Origin of the sequence: Cupriavidus necator (genome assembly GCF_040578825.1) — a bacterium.
Classification (GTDB): Bacteria; Pseudomonadota; Gammaproteobacteria; order Burkholderiales; family Burkholderiaceae; genus Cupriavidus; species Cupriavidus necator_E.
On record NZ_JBEFLI010000011.1, the window covers coordinates 1 to 25,369 of the forward strand.

Sequence of the window (25,369 nt, forward strand, 5' to 3'; positions counted from 1 at the left end):
CCCCCGCCGCCGCCTTCCCATCCTTCCCATACAATCCCGCGTCCCCGCCACTATGCTGGCGCAGCGCCTGGATGGCCTCGCGGGTGAAATCGAGATGCGCGCTGATGACCGCGCCGTTCAGCGTGTTGCCGTCGCGCGCGGCGCGGGCGGCGAAGATCAGCTTGCGCCAGGCGTCGGCCACCGCTGGGTCGATCTGGCGGCCGAGCAGTTGTCCTTCCGCACCGGCGCGCAGGCCGAGGGCGCCCATCTGGGCTTCGCGGGCCCGGACCTGGCGGGAGAGGGCCTGGCCCAGTTCGACCTTGCGCGTCAGCAGTCCGCTCAGGGACTGGAAGTCGCCCCGCTTGAGGGCGTCGCGTTCTTCGGCGAGGAGTTGGCCGAAGGCCTGGATGGCTTCGGTTTCGCGCTGCAGGGACTGGATCAGGCTCTGGCTCATGGTGGCTAGCTAGGGTCGGCCTGGCCGAGCTCGCGCAGGGTGGCGAGCAGGCCGTCGGCAATCTTGCCCGGGTCGATCTTGATCCGGCCCTCGGCGATGGCCTGGCGGATCTCTTCGACCTTGGCGGTATCGATATCGTCGTCCGTTTTCTGCGCCAGGCGGGCGCTGATGTCGCGCACCTGTGCGGCCAGCGGGCTGACGCTCAGGCCGGCGGACGGCGCGGCGGCGCTGGCCGGCGCGGCCTGGGGCCGGGCGGCGGCGTCGCCCGCGGGGGCGTCGGCGGGGCGGGACGAGGTGGAATGGTTGATCTTCACGGGCGTTCCTTGCTGGTTTCCTATGGCATTACGGCCGCGGCGGCGATTTCTTTAGCGATTTTGCCGGGCGGCGAGGCCGGCGGCATTTTCGCACGCCGGCTGCCATCGTTATCCAGCCTGTTGGCCACGATCTAGGCACTTGCAACGGCTATTGCAGCACCACGGTATCGCCGCTGCGCACCAGCGCGCTGACCACCTGCCCGTTGCGCAGGCGCACCTGCACGGTGTTGCCGGTGGCGGCGTCGGCCAGCACCTTGCCTTCGCTGGTGATCTGGAACGCATCGCCCTCCACCGTCACCGTGACGGTCTGTCCCTGGCGCACGGCAATGGCCTTGCGCAGCAGGTCGGTGCGCATCGGCGAGCCGGCGGCGATGCGGTTGGCGGTGACGGCGCCGGCAAGCTGCGCGGCATCGGTGATCACAGCACGCGGCAGCGCGGCCAGGTCGCCCTGGCGCACTTCGATATCGGCCTGGCCGACCGGCTCGCCCGGCCCCATCGCGCGGGCGGCGACGTAGTAGTCGGTCAGCACCGACACGCGCGCCTGCAGATAGCGCACCCACGGCCGCTCGCCGCCGCAGCGCACGCCCACCGAGACCCGGCCCCATGGCGAGGCCCCGGCGGGCAGGAAGGGATCGGGCGACACGCAATCCGGCGCGCGGCCGCCCGAGGGGGGCGCCACCTGTACGCTGACCTTGCCCGGCAGGCCGTTGGTCTGCTGCAGCAGGAAGCGTTCGACGGCGACGCGCACCGGGTCTTCGGCGAACGGGGTGGCTGCAGGATGGCTGCCCGCGTGGCCCGACGGGGCGGCCTGCATCGCGACAGGCGTGACCTGCGCCGGCGCTGCGCTGGCCGCGCCCGCGGTGCAGAGGAGGCCGGCGGCGATCAGTGCTGGCGTCATGCGGCAAGCATGGCAGCGAAGAGGATTCATTTGGAGTTCCAGGCAAGGACGGCAAGGCATGCGCTGGCATGCCGGCGCGCTGCCCCGTGACTGGCGGTGCGCCCCGCTTACTACTGTTTGACAGCTGTCATCGGGTTCCGATTGTAGGCAGCGCCTCGCGCGGGCGCGGGCCGAAATGCGCGGATTTCCCGTCCTTATTCATCCGATTGGCGTGACAAGCCCCCGCCTAAGATGGCAACCCTGAAGAAGGTCGTCCCTTCGCTATTCGCTTGTTCGCTTACGTTGGTAAGCAGGGAGATGCCAGCATGATTGACAGACTCGACGCGGCGCTACGCTTCCAGCAGGAAGCGTTGAGCCTGCGCAACCAGCGGCAGTCGGTGATTGCCTCCAATATCGCGCACGCGGACACGCCCGGCTACAAGGCGCGCGACTTCGATTTCTCGAGCACGCTGGCGCAGAGCATCGAACGCGGCCACCGCAATGAGGGGATGCACCTGTCGACCACCTCGGTGCGCCACTTGCCCGCACAGGCATCCGGCCGTGAAGCGTTCGACCTTGCCTACCGCATCCCGCTGCAATCGAGCGTCGACGGCAACACCGTGGAAATGGACACCGAGCGCGTGGCCTTCGCCGACAACGCCGTGCACTTCGAATCCGGCCTGACGGTGATGAATTCGAAGATCAAGACCATGCTGGCCGCGATCCAGCAATAAACCGCGCAGCAAGGAGAGAGAGCGCATGCCGGCAATGAACATCTTCGACGTCGCGGGCTCGGCCATGGCCGCGCAGTCGCAGCGCATGAACGTGACCGCATCGAACCTGGCCAATGCCGACAGCGTGGTCAGTCCCGACGGCCAGGCCTATCGCGCCAGGCAGGTGGTGTTCGGCATGGCGCCGACGCCGGGCCAGACCGACGTGGGCGGCGTGCAGGTGGCCGGCGTCACCGAAGACCCGTCGCCGCCGCGCATGGTGCACAACCCCACGCACCCGATGGCCAATGCGCAGGGCTACGTGGTGATGCCCAACGTCAACCCGGTGGAGGAGATGGTCAACATGATCTCGGCCTCGCGCTCCTACCAGGCCAACGTCGAAGTGCTCAATACCGCCAAGAACATGATGCTCAAGACGCTGACGATCGGTCAGTGACGGCGTCGGCAATCACAAGACAACAGGAACCGGATCGCGACATGACTACCACCTCCTCGGTCAACGGCAATACCACGAGCATCAACGACGCGCTCAAGAGCAGCAGCGCCACCGCCGCCGACCTGCAGAACAACTTCCTGAAGATGCTGGTGACGCAGCTGAACAACCAGGATCCGCTCAAGCCGCTCGACAACTCGCAGCTCACCTCGCAGCTCGCGCAGATCTCCACGGTGAGCGGCATGCAGACCATGAACACCACGCTGACCCAGCTGCTGAGCCAGGTAAGCGCCAGCCGCGCCATGGACTCCGCCGCGCTGATCGGCCGCACGGTGATGGTGCCGGGCAAGCTGGTGTCGGTGGAAGGCGGCGTGCCGGGCAAGATCGGCCTGGACCTGCCGTCCACCGCCGATGCGGTCACCGTCGACGTGCTCGACCAGAACGGCAACGTGGTGCGCACCATCGACATGAAGGGCCAGACCGCCGGCGTGCATGAAATTGCCTGGGACGGCAAGAACAACGCGGGTGTGGCCGTTGCCGATGGCGACTACACCTTCAAGGTCACCGCCACTGCCAACGGCACCTCGGTGCAGCCGGTGGCGCTGGTCTACGGCAAGGTGCAGAGTATCAGCGGCGATGCGACCGGCGTGCTGGTCGACCTGGGCGGCGGGCAGACCGCCAACGTCGACGACGTGCGGCGCATTATCTAATCGCAGGCGCCGGTTGCGCGCCAGCGCGCGGGCGGCCTCAACGACAGCTAAGTCAAAGGAAGATATCCATGGGTTTCGGTCAAGGAGTAAGCGGCATCAATGCCGCTGCAGCCAATCTGGATGTGATCGGCAACAACATTGCCAACGCCAACACGGTCGGCTTCAAGCAGTCGACCACGCAGTTCGCCGACGTGTACGCCGGCAGCAAGATCGGCCTGGGCACCACGGTCAATTCGGTGGTGCAGTCGTTCAAGCAGGGCAATATCGAAGCCACCAACCGATCCCTGGACGTGGCGATCACAAACGGCAACGGCTTCTTCCGGCTGGTCGGTACCGACGGCTCGGTCCATTTCTCGCGCAACGGGCAGTTCCTGCGCACCGATGACGGCCGCATCGTCAATGCGCAAGGCCTGCAACTGACCGGTTACCCGCCCGCCGCTGCCGGTGGCGGCGCCTTGCCGCAGCCGCTAGTGGTATCGGCCACGCAGATGCCGCCGCAGCCCACCAGCAGCATCAAGGCACAGTTCAACCTGGATTCCGGCAGTACCGTGCCGACGACCGCGTTCAGCAGCGCACCGGGCGCGCTGCCGACTTCCAGCATGTACAACTACAGCAGCAGCATGACCGTGTACGACTCGCTGGGTAATTCCCAGCAGGTCATTGCCTATTTCGGCAAGTCGGCGGCCGCGCCCACCGTCGCGGGCGGGACCGACTGGACCATGAATGCGACCGACGCGGCCGGCAATCCGCTCGGTGGCGCCCCCGTGACGCTGTCGTTCGACAGCAGCGGCAAGCTGGTCTCCACCAACCCCGCCACCATCACGCTGACGGCGCCGGCGGCCAACGGTGCCGCTGCGATGGCGATGAAGCTCGACCTGACCGGCACGACCCAGTTTGGCGTGGACAACGACGTCAAGAGCCTGGTCCAGGACGGCTTTGCCTCGGGCAGCCTGCTGGGCTTCGCGATCGAGGCCGACGGCACCATCCGCGGCAGCTATTCGAACGAGCAGACCCAGACGCTGGGCCAGGTGGTGCTGGCCAGCTTTGGCAACGCCGAGGGCCTGAAGGCCGAGGGCGGCAATACGTGGGCCGCCACCGGTGCCTCCGGCCAGCCCATCATCGGCGTGCCGGGCGGCTCGCGCGGCCAGTTGCTGTCGAACGCCGTGGAAGCCTCCAACGTCGACCTGTCCGCCGAGCTGGTCAACCTGATCATCGCGCAGCGCAACTACCAGGCCAACGCCAAGACCATCGAGACCCAGAACCAGGTCATGCAGTCGCTGGTGAACATGTAAGGCAGCGTGCGCGTTGCAGAGCAATCAAGCTGAGGCAAGTCGATGGACCGCATGATCTACACCGCCCTGTCGGGCGCCAAGCAGATACTCGACCAGCAGGCGGCGGTATCGAACAACCTGGCCAACGTGTCGACGCCGGCCTTCCGCGCGCAGGTCAACCTGTACCGCGCGGTGCCGGTGGTCGGGCCCGAGGCAGGCACGCGCGCCTTCACGCTGGCATCGACGCCGGGTGCCGACATGCGCGCCGGTCCGCTGAGCTACACCGGCCGCGCGCTCGACGTGGCGCTGCAGGGCAACGGCTGGCTGGTGGTGCAGACGCCCGACGGCGGCGAGGCCTACACCCGCGCCGGCGCGCTGCAGGTAGCGCAGGACGGGCAGGTGCAGACCATCACCGGCCTGCCGGTGATGGGCGATGGCGGACCGCTGGCGGTGCCGCCGGGCTCGCAGGTGACCATCGGCACCGACGGCACCATCACCGCGCGCGGCCCGGGCGAAACCTCGGCGGGACTGGCGCAAGTGGGCCGGCTGCGCGTGGTCAATCCGCCCAACGACGCCATTGCGCGTGGCGATGACGGGCTCTTTCGCCTGCGCGCCGGCGCGCAGCCGCTGGAGGCCGATCCGGCCGTGCGCGTGATCTCCGGCGCGCTGGAGGGCAGCAACGTCAACCCGACCGAAGCCATGGTCGAGATGATCGCCAATGCGCGCCGCTTCGAGATGCAGATGAAGATGATCCAGGGCGCGGACAGCAACGACCAACGCGCCAACCAGCTCTTGTCGACCAACTGATTCGAACGACTGACGGGCACGGCGCGCCGCAAGCAGCATCGGCCGCGCCCTGCCTGACACCAGCACCAACGCAAGGACCACCATGATCCGCTCTCTCTGGATTGCCAAGACCGGCCTCGATGCGCAGCAGACGCAGATGGACGTGATCTCGAACAACCTGGCCAACGTTTCGACCAATGGCTTCAAGCGCGGCCGCGCGGTGTTCGAGGAACTGATGTACCAGACCATCCGCCAGCCCGGCGCGCTGTCGTCGGACCAGACCACGCTGCCGTCGGGCATGCAGCTGGGCACCGGCGTGCGCCCGGTCGCGACCGAGCGCATCCACACGCAAGGCAACCCGCAGCAGACCGGCAATGCCAAGGACGTGGCCATCATCGGCCAGGGCTTCTTCCAGGTGGCCCTGCCCGACGGCACCACCGCCTACACCCGCGACGGCTCGTTCCAGGTGGACCAGAACGGCCAGCTGGTGACCTCCAGCGGCTTCGTGATCCAGCCCGCCATCACCATCCCGGCCAACACGCTGTCGATGACGATCGGCCGCGACGGCACGGTGTCGGTGACGCAGCCGGGCTCGAGCGCCAACGTGCAGGTGGGCCAGCTCCAGCTCGCCACCTTCGTGAACCCGGCCGGCCTGGAAAGCATGGGCGAGAACCTGTACGTGCAGACCGATGCGTCGGGCGCGCCCAACACCACGGTGCCGGGCCTGAACGGCGCCGGCACGGTGCAGCAGAACTATGTGGAAGCCTCCAACGTCAACGTGGTGGAAGAGCTGGTCAGCATGATCCAGACGCAGCGCGCGTACGAGATCAACAGCAAGGCCGTGCAGTCGTCTGACCAGATGCTGCAGCGCCTGGCGCAGCTCGGTTGATTGGAGTGAATATGGCCACCTTGCTTTCCCGCCTGGGCGCGCGTGCGTTGTACTGCCTGGCCGGCCTGGCAATGCTGGCCAGCAGCGGCTGCGCGCTGGTGCCGCGCGAGCCGCTGGTGCAACTGCCCACCAGCGCGCGCGCCGAGCCGCGCCCGCTGGGGCCGGCTTCCGGCTCGATCTACCAGTCCTCGTACGCCGGCAATCCGCTGTTCGAGGACCGCCGTCCGCGCAACGTGGGCGACATCCTGACGATCCTGATCACCGAGAACGTCAACGCCAGCAAGAATTCCGGCACCAACACCAGCCGCACCGGCAGCGGCGCGCTGGCGTTCGATGCGGTGCCGCGCGCGCTCGGCGGGCTGTTCGGCGCGAGCCAGAACGCCAATATGAGCGGCGCCAATACCCTCAAGGCCAGCGGCGGCGCCAGCGCGGCCAACACCTTCAACGGCACCATCACGGTGACGGTGCTGGAGGTGCTGACCAACGGCAACCTGGTGGTCTCGGGCGAGAAGCAGCTCGCCATCAACCAGGGTGCCGAGTTCATCCGCTTCTCCGGCGTGGTCAACCCGCGCACGATCACCGGCGACAACGCCGTGCTGTCCACGCAGGTGGCCGATGCGCGCATCGAATACACCGCCAAGGGCGTGATCGACGAAGCGCAGAACATGGGCTGGCTGCAGCGCTTCTTCCTCAATGTCTCACCATTCTGACCGCGCCATGTCCGCTTCGATGCTCGCCTACTTCCTGTCCCGCCTGCTGCGCCTGAGCGTGGTCAGCCTGGCCCTTGGCGTGGCGTTTGGCGCGTTTGCCACCGTCGCCAAGGCCGAGCGCCTGAAGAACCTGGCCACGTTCCAGGGCGTGCGCGAGAACCCGCTGGTGGGCTACGGCCTGGTGGTCGGCCTGGACAACACCGGCGACCAGACCATGCAGACGCCGTTCACCACGCAGAGCCTGACCAACATGCTCTCGCAGCTCGGCATCACGCTGCCGGCGGGCCGGAACATGCAGCTCAAGAACGTGGCCGCGGTGATGGTGACCGCCTCGCTGCCCGCGTTCGCGCAGCCCGGCAGCCAGCTCGACGTGGTGGTGTCGTCGATGGGCAATGCCAAGAGCCTGCGCGGCGGTACGCTGCTGATGACGCCGCTCAAGGGCGCCGACGGCCAGGTCTATGCGATCGCGCAGGGCAATATGCTGGTGGGCGGCGCGGGTGCGTCGGCCAACGGCAGCAAGGTGCAGGTCAACCAGCTCGCGGTGGGGCGCATCGCCAACGGCGCCATCGTCGAGCGCGCGGTCGCGCCGTTCCAGCCCGATGGCGGCGTGCTCAACCTTGAACTGAAGGACACCGATTTCGGCACCGCCGAGCGCGTGGTCGAAGCGATCAACCGTTCGATGGGGGGCGGCGTCGCCGCTGCGCTCGACGGTCGCGTGGTACAGGTGCGCGCGCCGGCGTCGGCGGCAGCGCGCGTGGGCTTTCTCGCCCGCATCGAGAATCTCGACGTGACCCCGGCCAGGGCCGCGGCCAAGGTGATCCTGAACGCGCGCACTGGTTCCATCGTGATGAACCAGGCGGTGACGGTGGAGGATTGTGCGGTGGCCCACGGCAACCTGTCGGTGGTGATCAATACGCAGCCGGTGATCAGCCAGCCCGCGCCGTTCAGCGGCGGGCAGACCGTGGTGGCGCCGGTGTCGCAGATCGACATGAAGCAGCAGGGAGGCTCGCTGCAGGTGGTCAAGGCGGGCGCGTCGCTGGCCGCGGTGGTCAAGGGCCTGAATGCGCTGGGCGCGACCCCGGCCGACCTGCAGACCATCCTGGAAGCGATGCGCGCGGCCGGAGCGCTGCGCGCCGAGCTGGAAGTGATCTGACATGAGTACGGCACTACCTCCGCAGGCGGAGCTGACGCAACGTTTCGCGCTCGATACGCAGGGCTTCGAGGCGCTCAAGCACAGCGCGCGCAGCGGCGCGGATGCCAGTACGCTGCGCGCCGCCGCGAAGCAGTTCGAGGCCGTGTTCACGCAGATGGTGCTCAAGAGCATGCGCGACGCCACGCCGCAGGACGGCCTGTTCGACAACGAGCAGAGCAAGCTCTACATGTCCATGATGGACCAGCAGCTCGCGCAGCAGATGTCGACGCGCGGCATCGGTCTGGCCGAGGTGATGGTGCGCCAGCTCGCGCGCGCCGCGGGTACGCCGATGCCGGCTGGCATGAACGCGATGACGCCGGCGGAGTCGGGCCGCGCGGCCAACGCCGGGATGGCGCGGCTGCTGGACAGCCGCGGCGCGGGCGCGACGCCTGCTGACAACGGCGAACTCGCTGACCTGCCCGCCATCGGCACCATCGTGCCGGGGCAGAACTGGAATCCGACTGCCGGGCTGCGCCAGTACCAGCCGCAGTCGTACGCGGACCGCGGCCAGGGTGAAGACACGCTGGGCCGGCTGCCGGACGATGCGCCGGCACATGTCAGCGCTTTCGTGGCCCGCATGGCGGGCCCGGCCGAAGCCGCATCACGCGCCAGCGGCGTGCCGGCGCGGCTGATCGTCGGCCAGGCGGCGCTGGAATCCGGATGGGGCCAGCGCGAGATCACGCATCCGGACGGCTCCACCACGTTCAACGTGTTCGGCATCAAGGCCGGATCCCACTGGAAGGGCCGCGTGGCGGAGATCACTACGACGGAATATGTCGACGGGCAGCCGCAGAAGGTGCGGGCGAAGTTCCGCGCCTACGGCTCGTATGACGAGGCTTGTGCCGACTATGCGCGGCTGCTGACGAACAATCCGCGCTATGCGGGCGTGGTCAGCGCGGCGTCGGCTGAAGAGGCCGCGCATGGCTTGCAGCGCGCGGGCTATGCCACGGATCCGGCGTATGGGCACAAGCTGGTGAAGATTATGAAGAAGGTGGCGGTTTGAAGGGCTGGGATAGCACTGGAGCTCGCCGTAGCCCGGCGGGAGAGGGGAGCAAACCGCCGCATCCTCTTACCCTTCGGCACCTAAAGTCTCCCCCAAAAAAAGCCGATATCCCCCACATCCACCACCGCCGGCCCCCGCCGCGGCTGTCCAACAAAACCAGGGTCATTGCACAATGTCTCTCTTCAGTATTGGTCTTTCCGGCCTGAACACCGCGCAGAACGCGCTGACGACGACCAGCCACAACTTCGCCAACTCGGCGACCGAAGGCTACTCGCGCCAGAACACCATCGTGGCCTCGGCCGGCGGCCAGTACACCAGCCAGGGCTTCTACGGCTACGGCTCCAACACCACCACGGTGATCCGCGTGTATGACGAGTTCTTGACCGGCCAGCTGCGCGGCGCCACCTCGGCCAGCGCATCGCTGGCGACGTACTCCGACCAGATCGCGCAGATCGACAACCTGCTCGCCGACCAGAAGGGCGGCCTGGCGCCGCTGATGCAGAAGTTCTTCGCGGCGGTGCAGGCCGTGGCCGACACGCCGGCCGATCCGGCGGCGCGCCAGGGCATGCTGTCGGCCGGCCAGGCGCTGGTGGGGCAGGTGCGCTCGGCCAGCAACTACTTCAACCAACTGCAGTCCGGCGTCAACGACCAGATCGGCACCGCGGTCACGCAGGTGAACGCCTACAGCAAGCAGATCGCCGACCTGAACGAAGAGATCACCCGCCTGAAGGCGGCTTCCGGCGGCCAGCCGCCCAACGACCTGCTCGACCAGCGCGACCAGGCCGTGGCCGAGCTGACCAGGCTGGTCGGCGCCAAGGTAGTGGTGCAGGACAGCGGCACCTACAACATCTTCGTCGGCAACGGCCAGCCGCTGGTCATGGGCAAAGAGTCCTACGACCTGAAGGCCGTGGCCTCCGCGGCCGATCCCCACCGTACCGTGGTTGCCTACACGCTGCCCACGGGCAGCGTGTACGAGAGCGAGCCGGGCGCGATCACTGGCGGCTCGCTGGGCGGCCTGCTGCAGTTCCGTACCGAGACGCTGGACGCCGCGCAGAACGCCGTCGGCCGCCTGTCGCTCGCCATCGGCCAGCGCTTCAATGCGCAGCACAAGCTGGGCATGGACCTGAACGGCGCCATCGGCACCGACATGTTCAAGCTCGGCACCGCCACCGTGCTGGCCAACGGCAACAACACCGCCATCACCACGGTGGCCACGGCGACCATCGACAACGCCTCGGCGCTGACCACCAGCGACTACTCGCTGCGCTTCGACGGCACCAACTACACGCTCACGCGCCTGTCGGACAACCAGCAGATGGTGACGCCGGTCCCCGCGGGCGGCGCGACTTATCCGCTGGCGTTCAGCGCCGACGGCCTCACGGTGCAGATCAATGCGGCGATGGGCACCAACGATTCGTTCACGATCCAGCCCACGCGCAACGCCGCGACTGGCTTCGATATGGCGATCACCGACCCGGCCAGGATCGCCGCGGCATCGCCCGCGCGTGCCGATGCCGCTGCAACCAACAAGGGCAGCGGCACCGCCAGCCTCAGCAACGTCGCGCCGGGCTTCACGCTGCCGGCCGGCCAGATCACCGCCACCTTCAACGGCACCAACTACGTCTTCACCGACGCCGGCGGCGCGCCGCTGGTGCCGGCCCCGGTGGGCGTGCCCAACGGCAGCAATACCGACTACACCCTCAACGGCCTGACCTTCAGCTTCGGCGGCGCGCCCGGGGCGGGCGACTCGTTCACGCTGGGCGGCAATGCCGGCGCGGTCAAGGACAACGGCAATATGCTGTCGCTGGCCAAGCTGCAGAGCGCCAGGACCATCGGCGGCGTGTCGAGCTTCAGCGACGCCTATGCGCAGCTCGTCAACGACGTCGGCACCCGCGCCAAGTCGGTCAAGATCGCCTCGACCTCGCAGGACAGCATCACCACCCAGATCAAGACCGCGCAGCAGTCGGTATCCGGCGTCAACATGGACGAGGAAACCGTGTCGATGCTGCGCTTCCAGCAGCTCTACCAGGCCAACGCGCGCGTCATCCAGACGGCCAGCACGCTGTTCGACACCATCATCGGCGTCGGCAGGTAAGCGCCGATACCACACGGATCAGAGAGGTAACCCACCATGCGCGTTGCAAGCTCCACCCTGTACCAGCAAGGCCTGGCGTCGATGAACTCCCAGCAGGGCTCGCTGCTGCATATCCAGCAGCAGCTCGGCACCGGCCGCAGTATCCTGACCCCGTCCGACGACCCCGTCGGCGCCACCCGCGCGCTGGGCGTGACCCAGGCGCAGGCCGTCAACGGCCAGTACACCACGTCGCGCAAGCAGGCCAATATCGCGTTGTCCGCCGAAGAAAACGCGCTGCAGTCCGTCACCACCGTCACGCAGAACATCCAGACGCTGCTGGTGCAGGCCGGCAACGGCACCATGAGCGACAGCGACCGCGCCTCGGTGGCAACGTCGCTCGAAGGCCTGTACAACCAGCTGCTTGGCCTCGCCAATTCCGACGACGGCAATGGCCAGTACCTGTTCGGCGGCACCCGCTCCGGCAGCGCGCCGTTCACGCAGAGCAACGGCGCCGGCACCTACATCGGCGACACCGGCCAGCAACTGCTGCAGGTCGACGTGGCGCGCCAGATGCCCGCCGGCAACAACGGCCGCGAAGTCTTCATGAGCGTCACCGGCGGCGCCGGCTACGTGGTCAAGGGCAACGCCGCCAATACCGGCAGCGCCAGCTTCAACACAGTGTCCACCACGGATCCGAGCCACGCGCTGTACGGCCATACGCTGCAGGTCACCTTCCAGGCCAATGGCGCCGGCCAGATGGAATACAGCATCACCGACCTGTCAGCGCCGGCACCCGCGCCGGTGGTGGCCGGCCCACTCGCCTACAGTTCGCCCGCGCATATCGAAGTAGCCGGCGTCAGCTTCAACGTCAGCGGCGAGCCGAGGAACGGCGACACGCTGACCATGCAGGCCGCCAGCGAGGCCGGCACCGACATGTTCGCCAACCTGCAGACCGTGATCGACACGCTGCGCCAGCCCAATACGACCAGCGCGACGCAGGCCAACCTGACCAACGTGCTGGCCACCGCCACGCGGCAGTTCGCCAACTCGCTCGACAACGTGCTGACGGTACGCTCGTCGGTGGGCTCGCGCATGCAGGAGCTGGATGCGCTGGACGATGTGGGGAGCAACCGCGACCTGACCTATTCGCAGACGCTGTCGGGGATCCAGGATCTGGATTATGCGAAGGCGATCACGGAGTATTACCAGCGGCAGACGGCGCTGCAGGGGGCGCAGCAGTCGTTTATGCAGATTCAGGGGATGAGTCTGTTTAAGTATTTGTAATGGCGGGTCGCCACCCTCTGCTGAGCGCATGTGCATGGACAATAAAGTCGGAAAAATCGCCTCAATAAAGTCAGAAAAAATCGTTCTCAAACAACCGGAGCCCTGTGTCTGGCGTGTCTTTCCGGACTTTATTGACAGCCTGCATTAGATGGCCGGCCGCATATGCTTTACATGGCAGCACCTTCTCTAAGAGAATACGATGAGGCAGTACACCGCTCGTCTGGCGAGGCGATAAAAGCACTTATCAGTAAGACCGGGGATTGGCAAGGTCACGGTTTTCGAACTTGTGAGTTAAAGGCACGATTCGGTGGTTACCCCAACGAAGCGGATAGGCGCGCTTATGATAATCTTAGGAGGTACGCGCACTGACTTCGAAGCAGTGAAATACGTATGACGAAATTGATGGTTGAGTTGCCGGAAGAACTTTACGCACGAGTCGCTTCTATAGCCAGATCAGAGCAGTCCACGCGCGAAAAAGTGATTCTCGATGCAATCCAAGCCTATGTTCTCAACTGGCGAGTGACGGTGGAGTCAGTAGATGCCTTCGGCCTTTGGAGGAACCAGGCATCAGGTACCCGCCGATATGTAGAGGCAATCAGATCAGAATGGGGGGATGAGGCGATCTAATCTCATGGAGCGACATGCCATCCAGAGCAGAGGAAATGGAGATCGTCGACCGGTGCATCGACGTGGCTCTGCACGGCGTTGCGACCACTCTGAACAAGCGCGACGCGAACATCTTCCGGCTTGCCGCCATGATTCTGAGGCCCCGGTTTCCCATACAGTCTGCAACGCTCCTGGCCGTATGCGACAAGTATTTCCAGTTGCATCGTGACGACCTGATCGAAAGTGCGCAAGTTGTTCGCAACGGGTGGATAACAAGCCCTTCGCGCTTCAGAGATTCGCTGGAATTCCGCTTAAGATTCCTTCTGAAATGATGAGAATCCCTTGCCATTTGCGTCTGGATCCAAACAGTTGATCCTACCCGCTCTCACGGGGATTACTTTTTTAAAAGACCGGGTGATAGCGAAAGCGGAGCCGGGCAGGGCGATTCGCGCAATTTTTCAGGGGTCTAATCTGGCCCTCTGAGGATTTCTCCGTATGAAAATAGCGATGTGGCGGCTGTTCGCTTTATCGGAACGAGAACTTGTAGTGCGCTGCTAACCAGCTGGACAGGCCTGATGCTCGCGATCCACATCGTGAATTTTAGCTTCCGTGGTATAGATTGCTTGCTGGTCGCCTGCGCCTCGCCAAGCTTCTTTCAGGACGGCGCTGTAGTGCCCGGTAGCTTGGGTACCATTGCCACCGCGGGAGTGGTAGTGCGAAGCTCGTTGCTCCTTATGCTTCTCGCACAACAAGCCAAGCTGCGAATGTCTTGTCAGCGCCCCGCACGACGGGGTCCGGGCAAACATGCTGCACGGGCCCTCGTGGCGGTACGTACACGATTACCGCGAGCGGCCGTAAAAACTATGGTGGTTGCCAGCCCGACTAGCAAATTTCCATAGCGGCCCACAAGGTACCTCAGTTCCTGCCGGCCATGACCTAAAACTGGAAAACCTTGCCGTGAATGGCTCGATGAGCCTGAAGCACTGCGCTAACCCCTTGGCAGTTCTGCCTTGCGGGCCTCGAGCTTTGCGATTTGCTCGTTAAACCCGGCTGGATTAATCATCATGTTCACGGGAAGATAGCCAGCGGTAGCCCCGAGCAGCGTGTTGAGCTTCTCGTCCCAGAGCTCGACTCTTCCATTGCAGAGGATACAAAACTGGAACCTGAGAAATTTGATGGCGCGGTCGATGGCTTCTGGTGACTCCGGCTCCCTTGCCAAGCCCATGTCCTCGAGTGGCTCAAAGCCAAGCTCTTCCTTTTCGAGATTCAATGTGAGGCTGAACTGAACCGCTTCGTCGGGGCTAGTAAGAAGGAATCTGAGGCCGTGCTCCTCAACCCCTATGGTGTCGAAGTGCATCCCTTCGTATGCATAGAACTGTGCATCTCGGCGCGCCACGATGGCCACGGAATCCGGAAGCTCGATATTCCTACCCTCGACGTCAGGCGACTTATTAAGCAGCAAACGCCAAAGTTCTGGTCCAACGGTTTCCTTGAATCCGACGACATCTAAGCCCTTAGTCTTATAGCGAGTCCGCCGTCGAAGCAGCTTGTACTGTTCTTCGATGCCCATCTCGGCGAGGTTACGGACCACCGGTATATCCAGGGAGATGCGCTCATAGTCCACTGGCTCGTCGGGATTCACAAAGTAGGCTTTCTCTGCGTGCGCGATAGCGTTCCTGCCCTCGTTGAACAAATAGTCTGCAACACCGGCACGTTGGCTTGAAGCTCATCTCGGCGCTTGATAGCATCCTCGGCATCCAGGAGGCCCAGTCTTGCTCGAATCCAGTCTCCTCGCTTTCGCCCGTCATGATGAATAGATGCAATGACCTTGAAGAAGCTCAGGAAGGAATAGAACAGTTCTTCGATGCGAGCCCTTCTCGGAACAAGGCTAGGGCGACCCATGCTTCTTCCTCGGCGGGCCGGGGAAGGTCATCGTCCGACATGAAATCGCGAACAATTCGCATACGCCGGTCGCCAAGCCCAATAGGATGGCTGCCACTGACCCAACTCGTTGCCCCCGTCGCCCCACGACATTGCTGTCGCCAACTTGAGAATACGAGCTTGTCCTTGCATCACGTTGAGGCCATAGAGACCTGCGTTGAAGGCAATCGTCGCCATCAGGTCGTCGCCGGCGGGACGCAGGATGTAATCCATGCCATCGAATGGAACGACTTGGGAGACTTTCGGCCAAGCGACGCCGCCTTCGACACCTGCAACAACCCAAAGACCTTTCTGATTGAGAAGAGCAGCCGCGTCGGCCCGTAAGTCTCGAAGATAAGGTTTCACCATAGACCTGCTAAGTTCAGGCAATGCGGACGTGATTAGCAGATTGACCGGCGTCCACTGCGCGCTGGAGCCAATCGGGCGAATCACCGTTGCCATCCCAAGTGTCGCAACTTGCGTGACGGCCATCCTACCCTAATTGATGGTTGGAACGACCTAGTAAAGGCAACGCCAGGGCAGTTGAACCGGGTCGGCGGTGTGAATTGATATTGCTACGCCACCAAAGCCCGTCGGCAGGCGGGAACCAAATCTTCTTACGCCAGAGGTAGTCACGCCTGGAATGGCCTTGGCGATCTGCCAATTAGGTGCGGCGCGCCGTCAATGCCGGGTAGCCGATTGAGTCTTTCCGCGTCGTACAAAAGGAATCGCTCGAGCCGCAGGCCGTTCCCGACCCGTATCGGCCGCCTGTCCAACACTACAATCTGACCGACACACAGCCCGCAGCGGTCATCCAAAAGATCTATACGGCCTGCGGTTTCGCGCATCTTTTTGTTATGATAACAAGTGTTACAATAAGTGTATTGAAAAGTGAACTGCGCAGCCAGACCTGACCGCTCCTCAAGCGCCGCGGCACTGGGGCGACCGTGATGGACTGCCAGGGAGGATGATCGACATGAGCACAGCTTTCAGCAATTCCGACCGGAAGCGACACATCCAGCGCGCGGATTTCGGGCGCGTTTCGGTCTTCTTCGGCGAGAAGAGCGGAAAATACCCGGACGGAAATCAGGTATTGATACGAGGCTCCGAGACTCGCGCGGCGTTCGACACGCCGCTTGTCGCCAACTACATTGGCCCCGAGTTTGACGCGACCGAGCTCGTGGTGATGGGTCATGTGCATGAGGACCATATGGCGGGGTTGCATCGCCTTCCTGACGCATCCATATATGTGCACGAACGGGATTTACCCGCGGCAAGGAGCTGGGACGGCATGATCGCCGCTTTCGGCAATGCGGAGTACGCGTCGGAGACGCTGCGCAGGTTCCAGCGCGAGTTCTTTTATGTGCCGCGGCCCGATGCGCAGGGCTACGCGGACGGCGCGCGCTGGGATCTGGGGCAGACCGGCATTCGCGCTTTCCACCTGCCCGGGCACACCGCCGGCCACACCGTTCTTCTTGTCGAACCGGAGGGCGTGGCTTTCACGGGCGACATCGACCTGACAGGATTCGGTCCGTATTATGGTGATGCGGGGTCCAGCCTGGCGGACTTCCGTCGCAGCCTGGCACGGTTGCCCGAGATTCCGGCCAAGGTTTGGGTCACGTCCCATCACCGGGGCGTTTATACCGATCGTAAACACTTCCTAAGTGATCTGGCTGCCTATGCGGCCAAGCTGGACGAGCGCGAACAGCGCCTTTTGGACTTGTTGCGCGAATCCCCCAAGACGCTGGAGCAGCTGGTCGAACATCGGTTGCTTTATCCGCCAGGCTTTGAAGGCTTGTGGGTCGTCAATGCCGAGACCCGCACGATTTCTCAGCATCTGGCAGAGCTGCTGGCCGACGGGCGGGTTGAGGTGAACGAAGACGGCGTCTACCGGGTGGGATGACATGTCCCGATGCGGATCGCTGAGGCAGCATCGCACCGGGTATGCTTCGGCAATGGCTTGACGATATCCGTCGCGTTCAGAAGTTGTGGCGGATTCCCAATGCGGCGCCGAACATGCTGTCCTTGCCGGCACCGGGCTGATAGCCGTTGTTGAAGGCAATCGATGCGGTGTCCAGGCACAGGCCGGCATGCCTTGCGTAAGCGGTGGTGAGGTACAGGTCCGTACGCTTGGAGAGGCGATAGTCGGCGATGAGCATCAACTGCCTCGGATTGCCGGCAGGCCTGAGCGCCGGCAAGGTCGAGGACCGGAACGTCTGGTAGTAGTAGTCCAGCGTCAGGCTCAGGGCCGGCGTCATCTCGTAGTAGACCCCGGCCCAGTACAGGTTGTCGCGCGTCAGTGTCTGCCCCGGCGCAGTCGACATGCTCCAGCGATATCCGGTCATCAAGATCGCGGGCCCGACAGCGTAGCTGGCTGCCGCTGCGGCCTTCTTGAAGGTCCCGGTGCCGGCGAAGCCGCCAATGCCGATGATGCTCGGGTTCACCTGGTCATAAGTCACGGTGGCGCCGAACGGACCTGCCGTATAGGAGGCGCGCGCGCCATAGCCGGTATCGCGGCGAAACTGGCCGGGCACCTCTCCCGAGCCACCAAGGCGGCCAAGATCCACAGTGCCGCTGCTCCCGCCGGTGCCAAAGCTCCAGTGGGCGCCGACGCTGACCGGGCCAAAGGTTCCTGAATACTTGAGGGTGTTGTCTTCGCGGTACACCGGCCCGATCTGGGCGATCACGGGTTCATACAGGCTCGACATGGCCGCTGGCGAGAAGTTGGCCAGTGCATCGAGCATCGAGGTGTATTGGCGACCGAAGGTAATCTTGCCGTAGCTGGCGCTCTGCAGGCCGACGAATGCCTGCCGGCCAAACAGGCGGCCGCCTTGCTGCAAGGTGCCATCGTCTCCGCCGACGCCGCTTTCCAGTACAAAGACGCTGCTCAGGCCGCCGCCGATTTCCTCCACGCCGCGCAGACCCCAACGCGAACCGGACAGGCCTTCGCCGTTCAACGCGTATCGATTGGCCGAGCCGCCTCCTGCGCTTTTGAAGTGTGTATCGATTTCAATGTTGGTGTCCACCGTCCCGTACAACGTGATGGATGCCTGGGCATGTGTCGTGCCTGCCAAAAGGCCATTTACTGCCAGTGCGATCACTAGGGGCTTGCCCCGGCAGCGTGCCACGTTGGACCGCACTCGGTGCTTCGCCTCGCGGGGTTGTTCCATGACGACAGCACCATTCTTGCTCAAGGCATTGCGCCAGAATGCATCCATCAACGATCTCCATATTTGTCAGTGTCCTGGCGGCTGCATGCAAAGGCATCGGCCGCGCACGCTTCTGAACCAGCCGCTGATTCGCGCGAATCGTGAATTAGCATAACGAGCGTGATGTTAAAGAGGAAGAGCGGGTATTCCCTGCGTAGTGTTAGGGAAGGCCCCGGGTGTTGTTGCTTGGGCGCATGCGAACGCGGGGTGCGCGACCGGGCTGTAGCGGCCGCACCACGCGCGCTTTGAAGCCGGCAGCCTGTTGCCGCAGCCTGGAATCGGGGACATAACGTTGATTCTGTAAAATCGGGCTTCTGGCAGCTAACCAGTTGGCATCCAGTTACCGAAATCCTCAGAAGACAGAACAGAACAATGGACAGCGACGACGATATCGAGCAGGTCCCAGCCCGGGGGCGTCCGGTCGGCGACCGCGAAGCGAAGCGCAAGGAGTTGCTGCGCGCCGCGTCAACGGTGATTGCACAGGAGGGATATGCCAATGCATCGCTGCGCAAGGTTGCCAAGCATGCTGGCTACACCACTGGTGCGGTGACCTATTACTTTGCGAACAAGGAAGAACTCGTCGTGGCGCTGATGGAAAGCGCCTTTGATCGTTTCGACGCGATGCTGGAGTCGGCCCGGGAAAGCGGTGATATCCTGGCGCCGTTCGAAAGCTGGATCAGGCTGACCGACCGCAGTGCGAGGTTCTGGCCGGCGACATCGGAGTTACTTGCGCAAGGACGGCACGAACCTGCTTTCGCGGAAGTCATCACCAGGCGCTATGCGCGTTATCGCCGCCTGCTCGCCATCATCGTCAAGGACGCGCAGGAACGAGGCACGGTCCGCAACGATATTCCGGCGGACATCCTCACTGACCAGCTCGTCGCCATGGGCGATGGGTGGATGATGATGTATCCCATTGAACCCAAGCGCTTCACGCCAAAGCGGATGCGGGCGCTCATTGATGCCTTGGCGGTGCTGGTTGCGCCCCCGCCGGGCGAGAAGAAGTCGGGCGAGCGTGCGGCGCGTGCATAGGAGGGGTCAGGGATGGCGGGTACGATCCAGCGCGCGGGCCACGTCAACCGCAGCTTTGGCGCCGGTTTCGATGGCACCGTCGATGCCGCCGACCCCGATGGGCGCAATGTCTGCCCCCGCAAAATGAATTCGGCCATGGGGCTGTCGTATCAACGGAGCTGCCTGAGTCAGGTTGCCGGGGCGGTGATGCATCCATCCGCCCTTGGCGAAGGGGTCGTTCGCCCAATCCTGGCAGACCGTGTCGACGACTTCGATGTCCGGGATAAAGTCCCGCAGCGCTTGCTGTACCGCCGCGCGGTCGTTGCCATCCAGCGCTGAGCTATCGCAGCAGAAGCACACCACCAGCGTGTCGCCATGGTCGCGCCGTTCGGCGTGGGCGGTATTGATGGGATGTTTTCCCGCCGGCGCGTAGATCACGAAGGGTTCGATCTCGCCCTTGACCCGTACCCAGATCTTGCTGGGCATGATCGGGTTCTTCTGCTCAATCATGGCGCGTACGGGTTGCGGCAGCGCGGGCGTGACAGATAATTCGCCCAGCATGTTCAGCGGCAACGCCACGACGGCACGCCGGGCCCTTACTTGCTGTCCATCGCGCGTGGTCACAATGACCTCGTGCCCGTGGTCTTCGACCGCGGCCACGGGCGTCGAAAGGCGCAACTCGGCCTTCGACTCGGCGCTCATGGCGTCGATCAGGCGACCGGTGCCGCCTTCGATCGGCCAGTGTCCGGCGATTTCCTTGAACGCGCTCCAGTTGCCGAAGCAGATCGCGCACCAGAACAGCATCTGGGCAAGTCCCTGCTCGTGTTCGTCGCAAACCAGGATGGACATCGCATTGACCAGCAGGTCACGGTCGTGCGCGGAGAGTTCAAGCGCGTCAAGCCGGTCGCCGACGGTTTGCTTGTCGATCGTGCCGACATCGGCGGCTGCCAGGTCATCCACCTGCGGAAAGTGCTTGCGGGCGTCGGCAAAGAAGCGTGCGACCAGCGGCGCGGTCAGCTGATTGAGTTCTTCCCACGTCCCGGCGTGCACCTCGCCGTCGGCGTGCCAGTAGGCTTTGCTCACCGGCATCGGTGTTGCCAGGCGGATGCCATAGCGCTTGAGTTCGCGCCAGACGTGTGCCTGGGTCCAGTGCACGTAGGTGCCGCCCAGATCGAGATGCAGGCCAAGGGCCTTTCCCCACCAGGTTCGGCCGCCAATCCGGTCACGCGCTTCGAGCAGTACCACCGAATGGCCCGCCATGCTGAGGTCCCGCGCAGCCGTCACGCCGGCGAAGCCAGCGCCGATCACGGCGACATCGTAGAGATTTGTCATCGGTATTTCCGTATCGAGATTCAGGTGAGGCAGGGGACTGCAAGGCCCTGCAGTCATGCAATCGCAGCGCTACCTCATGCGGCGCGCCTTGCGGTTCGAGCGTTCATCGAGCCTGCCTGCGACCTTCAGTGCGCCGTTCAGGGCGAACCAGCGCAGTGGCTCCGGCAGCGTCGACGGGGGACTGTGTTGCATCAGTATCGCAAGCAGCGGGTTCCCGATGCCGCAGATCCTCTCGGCCAGCATGTGTCCGACCATGCCCTGTGTGCCGACGCCATGTCCTGAGCATCCCGCTGCATAGTAGATGTTCCGATCCGCTCCGGTGGTGCCGATGACCGGGAGGCCATCGTCGGCATAGCTGATGTAGCCACTCCAGCAGCGCCGGATGGCGATACCCTTCAAATGCGGGAAGCGGTCGTGCAGGGCCATCCGCAGCGCGCGATACTGGGCGTGCTCGGGCACGTCAGGCGTCCGCGAGCCGAACGGGTAGCGCAGGCGTTTGGTCGTCACGACAAGCGTGTTGCGCGCCGTCAGGCGATGGCTTTCCATGACCCAGTGCATGGTCGTGATGCCTTCGCGACGCGGCCATCCAAGCGCCGCCAGCTGTACGGAAGAAAGCGGTTCGGTCTCCATGGCCGAGAGCCGCAATGGCACCACCTTGTCCGCGAGCAGGCCGAGCCGGGGCGTATAGGCGTTGGTCGCCAGGATCATGACCGGCGCACTGACGCTGCCGCGTGGTGTCTGCACCTTGATGGTCGGGCCTTCGGTGAAGGACAGCAACGGCGTGTTCTCGTGGATCGTCACGCCTGCCCTCAGGGCGGCGCGCCGCAGTCCCAGGACGTACTTGCCGGGATCGAGCGTGCCGCCGTTCGGCACATAGCTGCCGAACAGGAAGGCTGGCGGAATGCCGCGTGCGCGCATCTCGGCTTGGTCCAGATACTCCGACGAGCATCCGAGTTCGGTGCTGATCCGCATGTCGTCGCGCACCCTGGCTTCCTGCGATGGGTCGATGCCGGCACGAATCAATCCCGACTGGTTGTAGTCGCAGTCGATCCCGTGCTCCGCGAACTTGCCTTCGGCGAAGCTGACGCCGTCTTCATAGAAGCGGACGATCTGCTTCGCTTTCTCAAGGCCCGTGCGCTTGAGGAATCGGTCGTACTTGAGACCCTGCCCACCGGCCAGATAGCCTGCATTGCGGCTGCTCGCTCCGTAGCCGCAGAATTCGCGCTCGAGAACGATCACGTTCACGCGGTGCCGGGCAAGCTCCAGCGCCGCGCAAAGCCCGGCAAAGCCGGCGCCGACGATGACCACGTCCGCGTTGGTGTGGCCATCGAGTGGTGGCTGCAGGTCGGCCGGCTTTTCAATCCAGCCGCCCAGCGTTCGATATGTCTTGAAGTCTTCAGTCACGTTGCCGCTTTCCTTCGTCCGGGAATCAATGCTGCGCAGGCACGAGCCTCTCGTGCCTGCCGGGAATGCCGCGTCAGGCGACCATGGGCGTGTCCGGGGATGGCCGCGCGCCGTTAGCAGTGCCACGCCCTTCGTCGGCTACGGCCTCGAGCGAGCGGTTGGTCGTGCGCGGGCCGAACAGGGCGACTGGGATGGAGAAGAGGATGTAGCAGGCTGCCGCCGCCACCATCACGCCCGTCATGCCACCAGCGGAGAACAGCGCGGCGCCCAGGACGCCAGCCGCAGCGCCGCCGAACCGCCCGCCAGAGATCACGATCCCGCTCCCCAGGGCACGCAGCTGCGTCGGGATCGTCTCCGGGATGTAGGTGTAGTATGCGTTGACGACGAGCCCGGTGATGATGGAAGCAAGACCGCCCGCACCGATCACCACCCAGCTTGTGGACGAGATCCCGAGCACGACCAGCGGCAGTGCGCAGAGCACGGACACGACGAGAATAGTGGACTTCCGCTCATACCGGTCGAGGAACAGCATGGCGACGAACGGCGTGACGCCATAGATCACGTTCCACAGGAACAGGATGTAATACGCATGTTCCTCGGAGTATTTGAGGCTGTAGACGAGCGAGTAGACACCCCACTGCCCGAACAGGTAATAGGCAAGCGTGGCGCCGAAATAGCCGAGGGTGAGAACAGCTATGGTCCGCAGAACGGCCTTGTCGTTGATCAGGTCGCGTAGCGTCGGTGCTGCGGCGTTCTGCCGAGTGGCGGGAACTCCGGGTTCGTCGAGCGGACCCCGGCGCAGCGCACGCGCTTCCAGCTCGCTGACGATGCGTTCGGCGCGGTCGGATCGCCCCCGCGAGACGCACCAGCGCACCGATTCGGGCAGGATGACGCGTGCCAGGGGAGCAATCAACAGGCCGATGCTGCCGGCCAGGAACAGGTTGCGCCAGGCACCGGTACTGCTGTGCGGCAGATAGAACATCGCCAGTGCCGCGGCGCCGATGCCGGAGACCACGAAGCCGATCGTTACGATGGAAACGAAGCGGCCACGTGCCTTGCCGGGAAACATCTCGGCGATATAGACGAGCAATACCGATGTGGCTGCCTGCACGCCGATACCGGTGACGACCCGGGAGGCCAGGATGGTCTCGTAGGTCGGCGCGAGCGCCGTCGCCAGCGCGCCCAGCGAGTACAGCACGGTAGTCCAAACCAGGACCGAGCGTCGTCCCCATTTGTCAGACAGTCTTCCTCCCGCCAGCGCTCCGATGATCATCCCGATGAAGAAAGCGCTGCTGATCAGGCCGATCTGTTCGGTGCTCAGATTGGTGTGGGCTTTGATCGTTGGGCTGGCGTAGGCAAAGATGGCGTTGTCGTAGTACTCCAGCATCAGGTTGGCCGCGAGCAGCGCGGCCCAGATGTAGTGGGAAGCCATCACCGGCAGGCGGTCCAGCCGCGCAAGAATGCTGGATGGCTTATCCGGTCTCGCGACCGTGTTCGGACGATTCATGTTTGTGTCTCCATCAGCGTTGTCGCTGTTCTATTTTTTTGGTTTTCATGTGCCGCGGCCTTGATGTGCAAACGGGGCCGCGGCTTCTGGCCGTCAGCCGGCTCCGCAGCCGGCTACCGCAATGGCGCGGATCTCGATGAGGAACTCGGGGCGGGCCAGTTGGCTCACGCCGACGCCTGTCCACGAGGGATAGCGGTCGGGGAGGTATTCATCCTTGACCTTCACAAACGCCTGGATGTCGCCGCGCAGGTCAGTGTGGAAAGTCATGATCTCCACGATGTCGGCCATGCTTGCTCCCGCGGCTTCGAGGACCGCCTTCAGGTTCTCAAACGCCTGCCGGGCCTGTGCTTCCATGCCTTGGCGCACCGTGGCTGTCGCCAGGTCGAAGCCTACTTGGCCGGACACCCAGATCATGTCGCCGACACGGGTCGCCGACGAGAAGTGAAGCTGGTCGTAGTGCCTTGCCTGTGCAAGTCCGGGATTGATCATCTGTCGTTTCATGGGCGCTTCTCCGTGCAAGGCCATATCAGGCGATCTGGCGGAAGATAGGCGAGCGGAACGGATCGCCTTCATTGAGCTTGGCCATTTCTGCGCTGAACAGGGGCCCGTTGCGGGCATAGCGCGGGTTCGACGTCGGCAAGGCACGGAACGTGGCGTCGTCACCGAAGAATCGAAGCACCAAGGTATGGCGGGTCGGACAGTCGGCGTCGACGGCGGCTCCTCCGTGCAGCGAGCGCGGATGTAGGAATACGACGTCGCCGGGCGTCACGCCCCAGGAGAGCACGTCCCAGGCGTTCGGATCTTCGGCGAGTTCCTTGTCGATATGCGGCAGTCGCGGCAGGGTCCCATCGCCGTACAGCGGATCGGTCGGGTCATCGGCATTCGCGAAGCTGGCCCCGTCGTACTGGATGCCGAGATGGGAGCCGCGAATGATCTCCAGCGAGTTCTTCTTTGGAATGGGCTGGAACGTGATCCAGGCATTGCCCCAGTGCCTGCCGGCCCAGGGCAGGTTCGCGGTGTCCTGATGCCACGGGCCGCGGCCGCTTCTACCACCTTCCTTGGCGAACACCTCCTCGGCGAAATACCACACATGCTCCGACCCCCATAACTCCTGGAATACCTGTCCGAACGGCAGCGTTTCGACAAGGTCGTCAAGCTTGTCCTTGACGACCGGATTGGCGTTATCGATATGGGTCTGCAAGCTGGTGCCGTCCAGCGAGCGGAAGTGATACGGGCCTGGGTTGGCGATATTCCACTTGAACGCCTCATAGCACTGAGCAAGTTGCACCGGGTTGAGGCAGTTCTCTACAAGTACGGCGCCGTCATTGCGAAACGCCTCTCGTTGGGATGGGGTGGTGAGCAAGATAGGTCTCCTTCATTCGTCGGTGATGGACGCTGGCCGGCGCAATGCAAGAACAATAACTCGCAATCCTAATTAAAACAACATGTGTTGTGTTAAAGTGCGGACGTGATGATCGCGCGGGGTTGGGCGGCTCGGTGAAGGTCAGGCCGAAGGCATCCGCGCGCGTGGTTGACCGAGAGCATGAAATTCCATGTCTGGAACGCAGCGGGTCGGCTGGATCACGGCCGGCAGGTATGAGGCTGCGCGTCGCCTCGGCCTGGATGACCTGGTCCGGCGGAAGGGGATTTGCGCACCGAGCCGTCTGAGCAGC

At 64.1% G+C, this 25,369-nt stretch carries 26 protein-coding genes; 15 read left to right on the forward strand and 11 right to left on the reverse strand.

Annotated elements, in window-relative coordinates; translation table 11 throughout:
* A partial coding sequence (locus AB1I47_RS08050; RefSeq protein WP_354683250.1) for a flagellar protein FlgN occupies positions 1-433 on the reverse strand: 433 nt, incomplete at its 3' end.
* Positions 434-438: 5 nt separating this feature from the next.
* Entirely contained in the window at positions 439-747 is a 309-nt protein-coding gene (gene flgM / locus AB1I47_RS08055) for a flagellar biosynthesis anti-sigma factor FlgM (RefSeq protein WP_354683251.1), read from the reverse strand.
* Between flgM and AB1I47_RS08060 the strand changes: the two genes are divergently transcribed.
* On the forward strand, positions 733-882 hold the full coding sequence (locus AB1I47_RS08060) for a hypothetical protein (RefSeq protein ID WP_354683252.1): 150 nt from the start codon (positions 733-735) through the stop codon (positions 880-882). The genes flgM and AB1I47_RS08060 overlap by 15 nt on opposite strands.
* A 13-nt stretch (positions 883-895) precedes the next feature.
* Here AB1I47_RS08060 and flgA read toward each other — a convergent pair whose 3' ends face one another.
* Positions 896-1,645, reverse strand: a complete 750-nt coding sequence (gene flgA, locus AB1I47_RS08065; protein ID WP_354683253.1) for a flagellar basal body P-ring formation chaperone FlgA — start codon at positions 1,643-1,645, stop codon at positions 896-898.
* Positions 1,646-1,950: 305 nt separating this feature from the next.
* Between flgA and flgB the strand changes: the two genes are divergently transcribed.
* The 12 genes from flgB (at position 1,951) to AB1I47_RS08125 (ending at position 13,645) form a co-directional block, all read left to right on the forward strand.
* On the forward strand, positions 1,951-2,358 hold the full coding sequence (flgB, locus tag AB1I47_RS08070) for a flagellar basal body rod protein FlgB (protein WP_354683254.1): 408 nt from the start codon (positions 1,951-1,953) through the stop codon (positions 2,356-2,358).
* 25 nt (positions 2,359-2,383) lie between these two features.
* On the forward strand, positions 2,384-2,791 hold the full coding sequence (flgC, locus tag AB1I47_RS08075; protein WP_354683255.1) for a flagellar basal body rod protein FlgC: 408 nt from the start codon (positions 2,384-2,386) through the stop codon (positions 2,789-2,791).
* A 41-nt stretch (positions 2,792-2,832) separates the two neighbouring features.
* Complete coding sequence (locus AB1I47_RS08080; protein WP_354683256.1) at positions 2,833-3,498, forward strand: flagellar hook assembly protein FlgD; 666 nt, start codon at positions 2,833-2,835, stop codon at positions 3,496-3,498.
* Between the two features lie 68 nt (positions 3,499-3,566).
* Positions 3,567-4,790 (forward strand): flagellar hook protein FlgE, encoded by a 1,224-nt coding sequence (flgE, locus tag AB1I47_RS08085; protein WP_354683257.1) that lies wholly within the window; start codon positions 3,567-3,569, stop codon positions 4,788-4,790.
* A 42-nt stretch (positions 4,791-4,832) separates the two neighbouring features.
* Entirely contained in the window at positions 4,833-5,576 is a 744-nt protein-coding gene (locus AB1I47_RS08090) for a flagellar basal body rod protein FlgF (RefSeq protein WP_354683258.1), read from the forward strand.
* An 82-nt stretch (positions 5,577-5,658) separates the two neighbouring features.
* Complete coding sequence (gene flgG, locus AB1I47_RS08095) at positions 5,659-6,444, forward strand: flagellar basal-body rod protein FlgG (RefSeq protein ID WP_354683259.1); 786 nt, start codon at positions 5,659-5,661, stop codon at positions 6,442-6,444.
* A gap of 11 nt (positions 6,445-6,455) precedes the next feature.
* Positions 6,456-7,154: a flagellar basal body L-ring protein FlgH gene (gene flgH, locus AB1I47_RS08100; RefSeq protein ID WP_354683260.1), complete on the forward strand. Its 699-nt coding sequence runs from the start codon at positions 6,456-6,458 to the stop codon at positions 7,152-7,154.
* Positions 7,155-7,161: 7 nt separating this feature from the next.
* The gene (locus AB1I47_RS08105; RefSeq protein ID WP_407935809.1) at positions 7,162-8,307 is read left to right on the forward strand and encodes a flagellar basal body P-ring protein FlgI; all 1,146 of its coding nucleotides are present in this window, start codon (positions 7,162-7,164) and stop codon (positions 8,305-8,307) included.
* A 1-nt stretch (position 8,308) separates the two neighbouring features.
* On the forward strand, positions 8,309-9,349 hold the full coding sequence (gene flgJ / locus AB1I47_RS08110) for a flagellar assembly peptidoglycan hydrolase FlgJ (protein ID WP_354683262.1): 1,041 nt from the start codon (positions 8,309-8,311) through the stop codon (positions 9,347-9,349).
* 172 nt (positions 9,350-9,521) lie between these two features.
* Complete coding sequence (gene flgK, locus AB1I47_RS08115; RefSeq protein WP_354683263.1) at positions 9,522-11,444, forward strand: flagellar hook-associated protein FlgK; 1,923 nt, start codon at positions 9,522-9,524, stop codon at positions 11,442-11,444.
* A gap of 36 nt (positions 11,445-11,480) precedes the next feature.
* Complete coding sequence (gene flgL / locus AB1I47_RS08120; protein WP_354683264.1) at positions 11,481-12,707, forward strand: flagellar hook-associated protein FlgL; 1,227 nt, start codon at positions 11,481-11,483, stop codon at positions 12,705-12,707.
* 662 nt (positions 12,708-13,369) lie between these two features.
* Positions 13,370-13,645 carry a hypothetical protein gene (locus AB1I47_RS08125; RefSeq protein ID WP_354683265.1) on the forward strand — a complete coding sequence of 92 codons (276 nt, stop codon included), beginning with the start codon at positions 13,370-13,372 and terminating at the stop codon, positions 13,643-13,645.
* Positions 13,646-14,301: 656 nt separating this feature from the next.
* Here AB1I47_RS08125 and AB1I47_RS08130 read toward each other — a convergent pair.
* Both AB1I47_RS08130 and AB1I47_RS08135 read right to left on the reverse strand, forming a co-directional pair.
* Positions 14,302-15,006, reverse strand: coding sequence for a hypothetical protein (locus tag AB1I47_RS08130; protein ID WP_354683266.1), 705 nt, complete (start codon positions 15,004-15,006; stop codon positions 14,302-14,304).
* A gap of 236 nt (positions 15,007-15,242) precedes the next feature.
* Positions 15,243-15,695: a hypothetical protein gene (locus tag AB1I47_RS08135; RefSeq protein WP_354683267.1), complete on the reverse strand. Its 453-nt coding sequence runs from the start codon at positions 15,693-15,695 to the stop codon at positions 15,243-15,245.
* Between the two features lie 514 nt (positions 15,696-16,209).
* On the opposite strand from AB1I47_RS08135, the gene AB1I47_RS08140 reads away from it, so the two are divergent.
* Positions 16,210-17,136 carry an MBL fold metallo-hydrolase gene (locus AB1I47_RS08140; RefSeq protein ID WP_354683268.1) on the forward strand — a complete coding sequence of 309 codons (927 nt, stop codon included), beginning with the start codon at positions 16,210-16,212 and terminating at the stop codon, positions 17,134-17,136.
* 76 nt (positions 17,137-17,212) lie between these two features.
* Here the strand turns inward: AB1I47_RS08140 and AB1I47_RS08145 are convergent, their stop codons facing one another.
* Positions 17,213-18,451, reverse strand: coding sequence for a porin (locus tag AB1I47_RS08145; protein ID WP_354683269.1), 1,239 nt, complete (start codon positions 18,449-18,451; stop codon positions 17,213-17,215).
* A 363-nt stretch (positions 18,452-18,814) separates the two neighbouring features.
* On the opposite strand from AB1I47_RS08145, the gene AB1I47_RS08150 reads away from it, so the two are divergent.
* The gene (locus tag AB1I47_RS08150; protein ID WP_354683270.1) at positions 18,815-19,474 is read left to right on the forward strand and encodes a TetR/AcrR family transcriptional regulator; all 660 of its coding nucleotides are present in this window, start codon (positions 18,815-18,817) and stop codon (positions 19,472-19,474) included.
* Between the two features lie 6 nt (positions 19,475-19,480).
* Here AB1I47_RS08150 and AB1I47_RS08155 read toward each other — a convergent pair whose 3' ends face one another.
* From AB1I47_RS08155 to AB1I47_RS08175, 5 genes are all read right to left on the reverse strand, one after another.
* The gene (locus AB1I47_RS08155; protein WP_354683271.1) at positions 19,481-20,785 is read right to left on the reverse strand and encodes a flavin monoamine oxidase family protein; all 1,305 of its coding nucleotides are present in this window, start codon (positions 20,783-20,785) and stop codon (positions 19,481-19,483) included.
* 69 nt (positions 20,786-20,854) lie between these two features.
* Complete coding sequence (locus tag AB1I47_RS08160) at positions 20,855-22,189, reverse strand: NAD(P)/FAD-dependent oxidoreductase (RefSeq protein WP_354683272.1); 1,335 nt, start codon at positions 22,187-22,189, stop codon at positions 20,855-20,857.
* A gap of 73 nt (positions 22,190-22,262) precedes the next feature.
* Positions 22,263-23,696: an MFS transporter gene (locus tag AB1I47_RS08165; protein ID WP_354683273.1), complete on the reverse strand. Its 1,434-nt coding sequence runs from the start codon at positions 23,694-23,696 to the stop codon at positions 22,263-22,265.
* Positions 23,697-23,789: 93 nt separating this feature from the next.
* Positions 23,790-24,197, reverse strand: a complete 408-nt coding sequence (locus AB1I47_RS08170) for a RidA family protein (RefSeq protein ID WP_354683274.1) — start codon at positions 24,195-24,197, stop codon at positions 23,790-23,792.
* Positions 24,198-24,222: 25 nt separating this feature from the next.
* Positions 24,223-25,059: a phytanoyl-CoA dioxygenase family protein gene (locus AB1I47_RS08175; protein ID WP_354683275.1), complete on the reverse strand. Its 837-nt coding sequence runs from the start codon at positions 25,057-25,059 to the stop codon at positions 24,223-24,225.
* Positions 25,060-25,369: the final 310 nt, after the last annotated feature.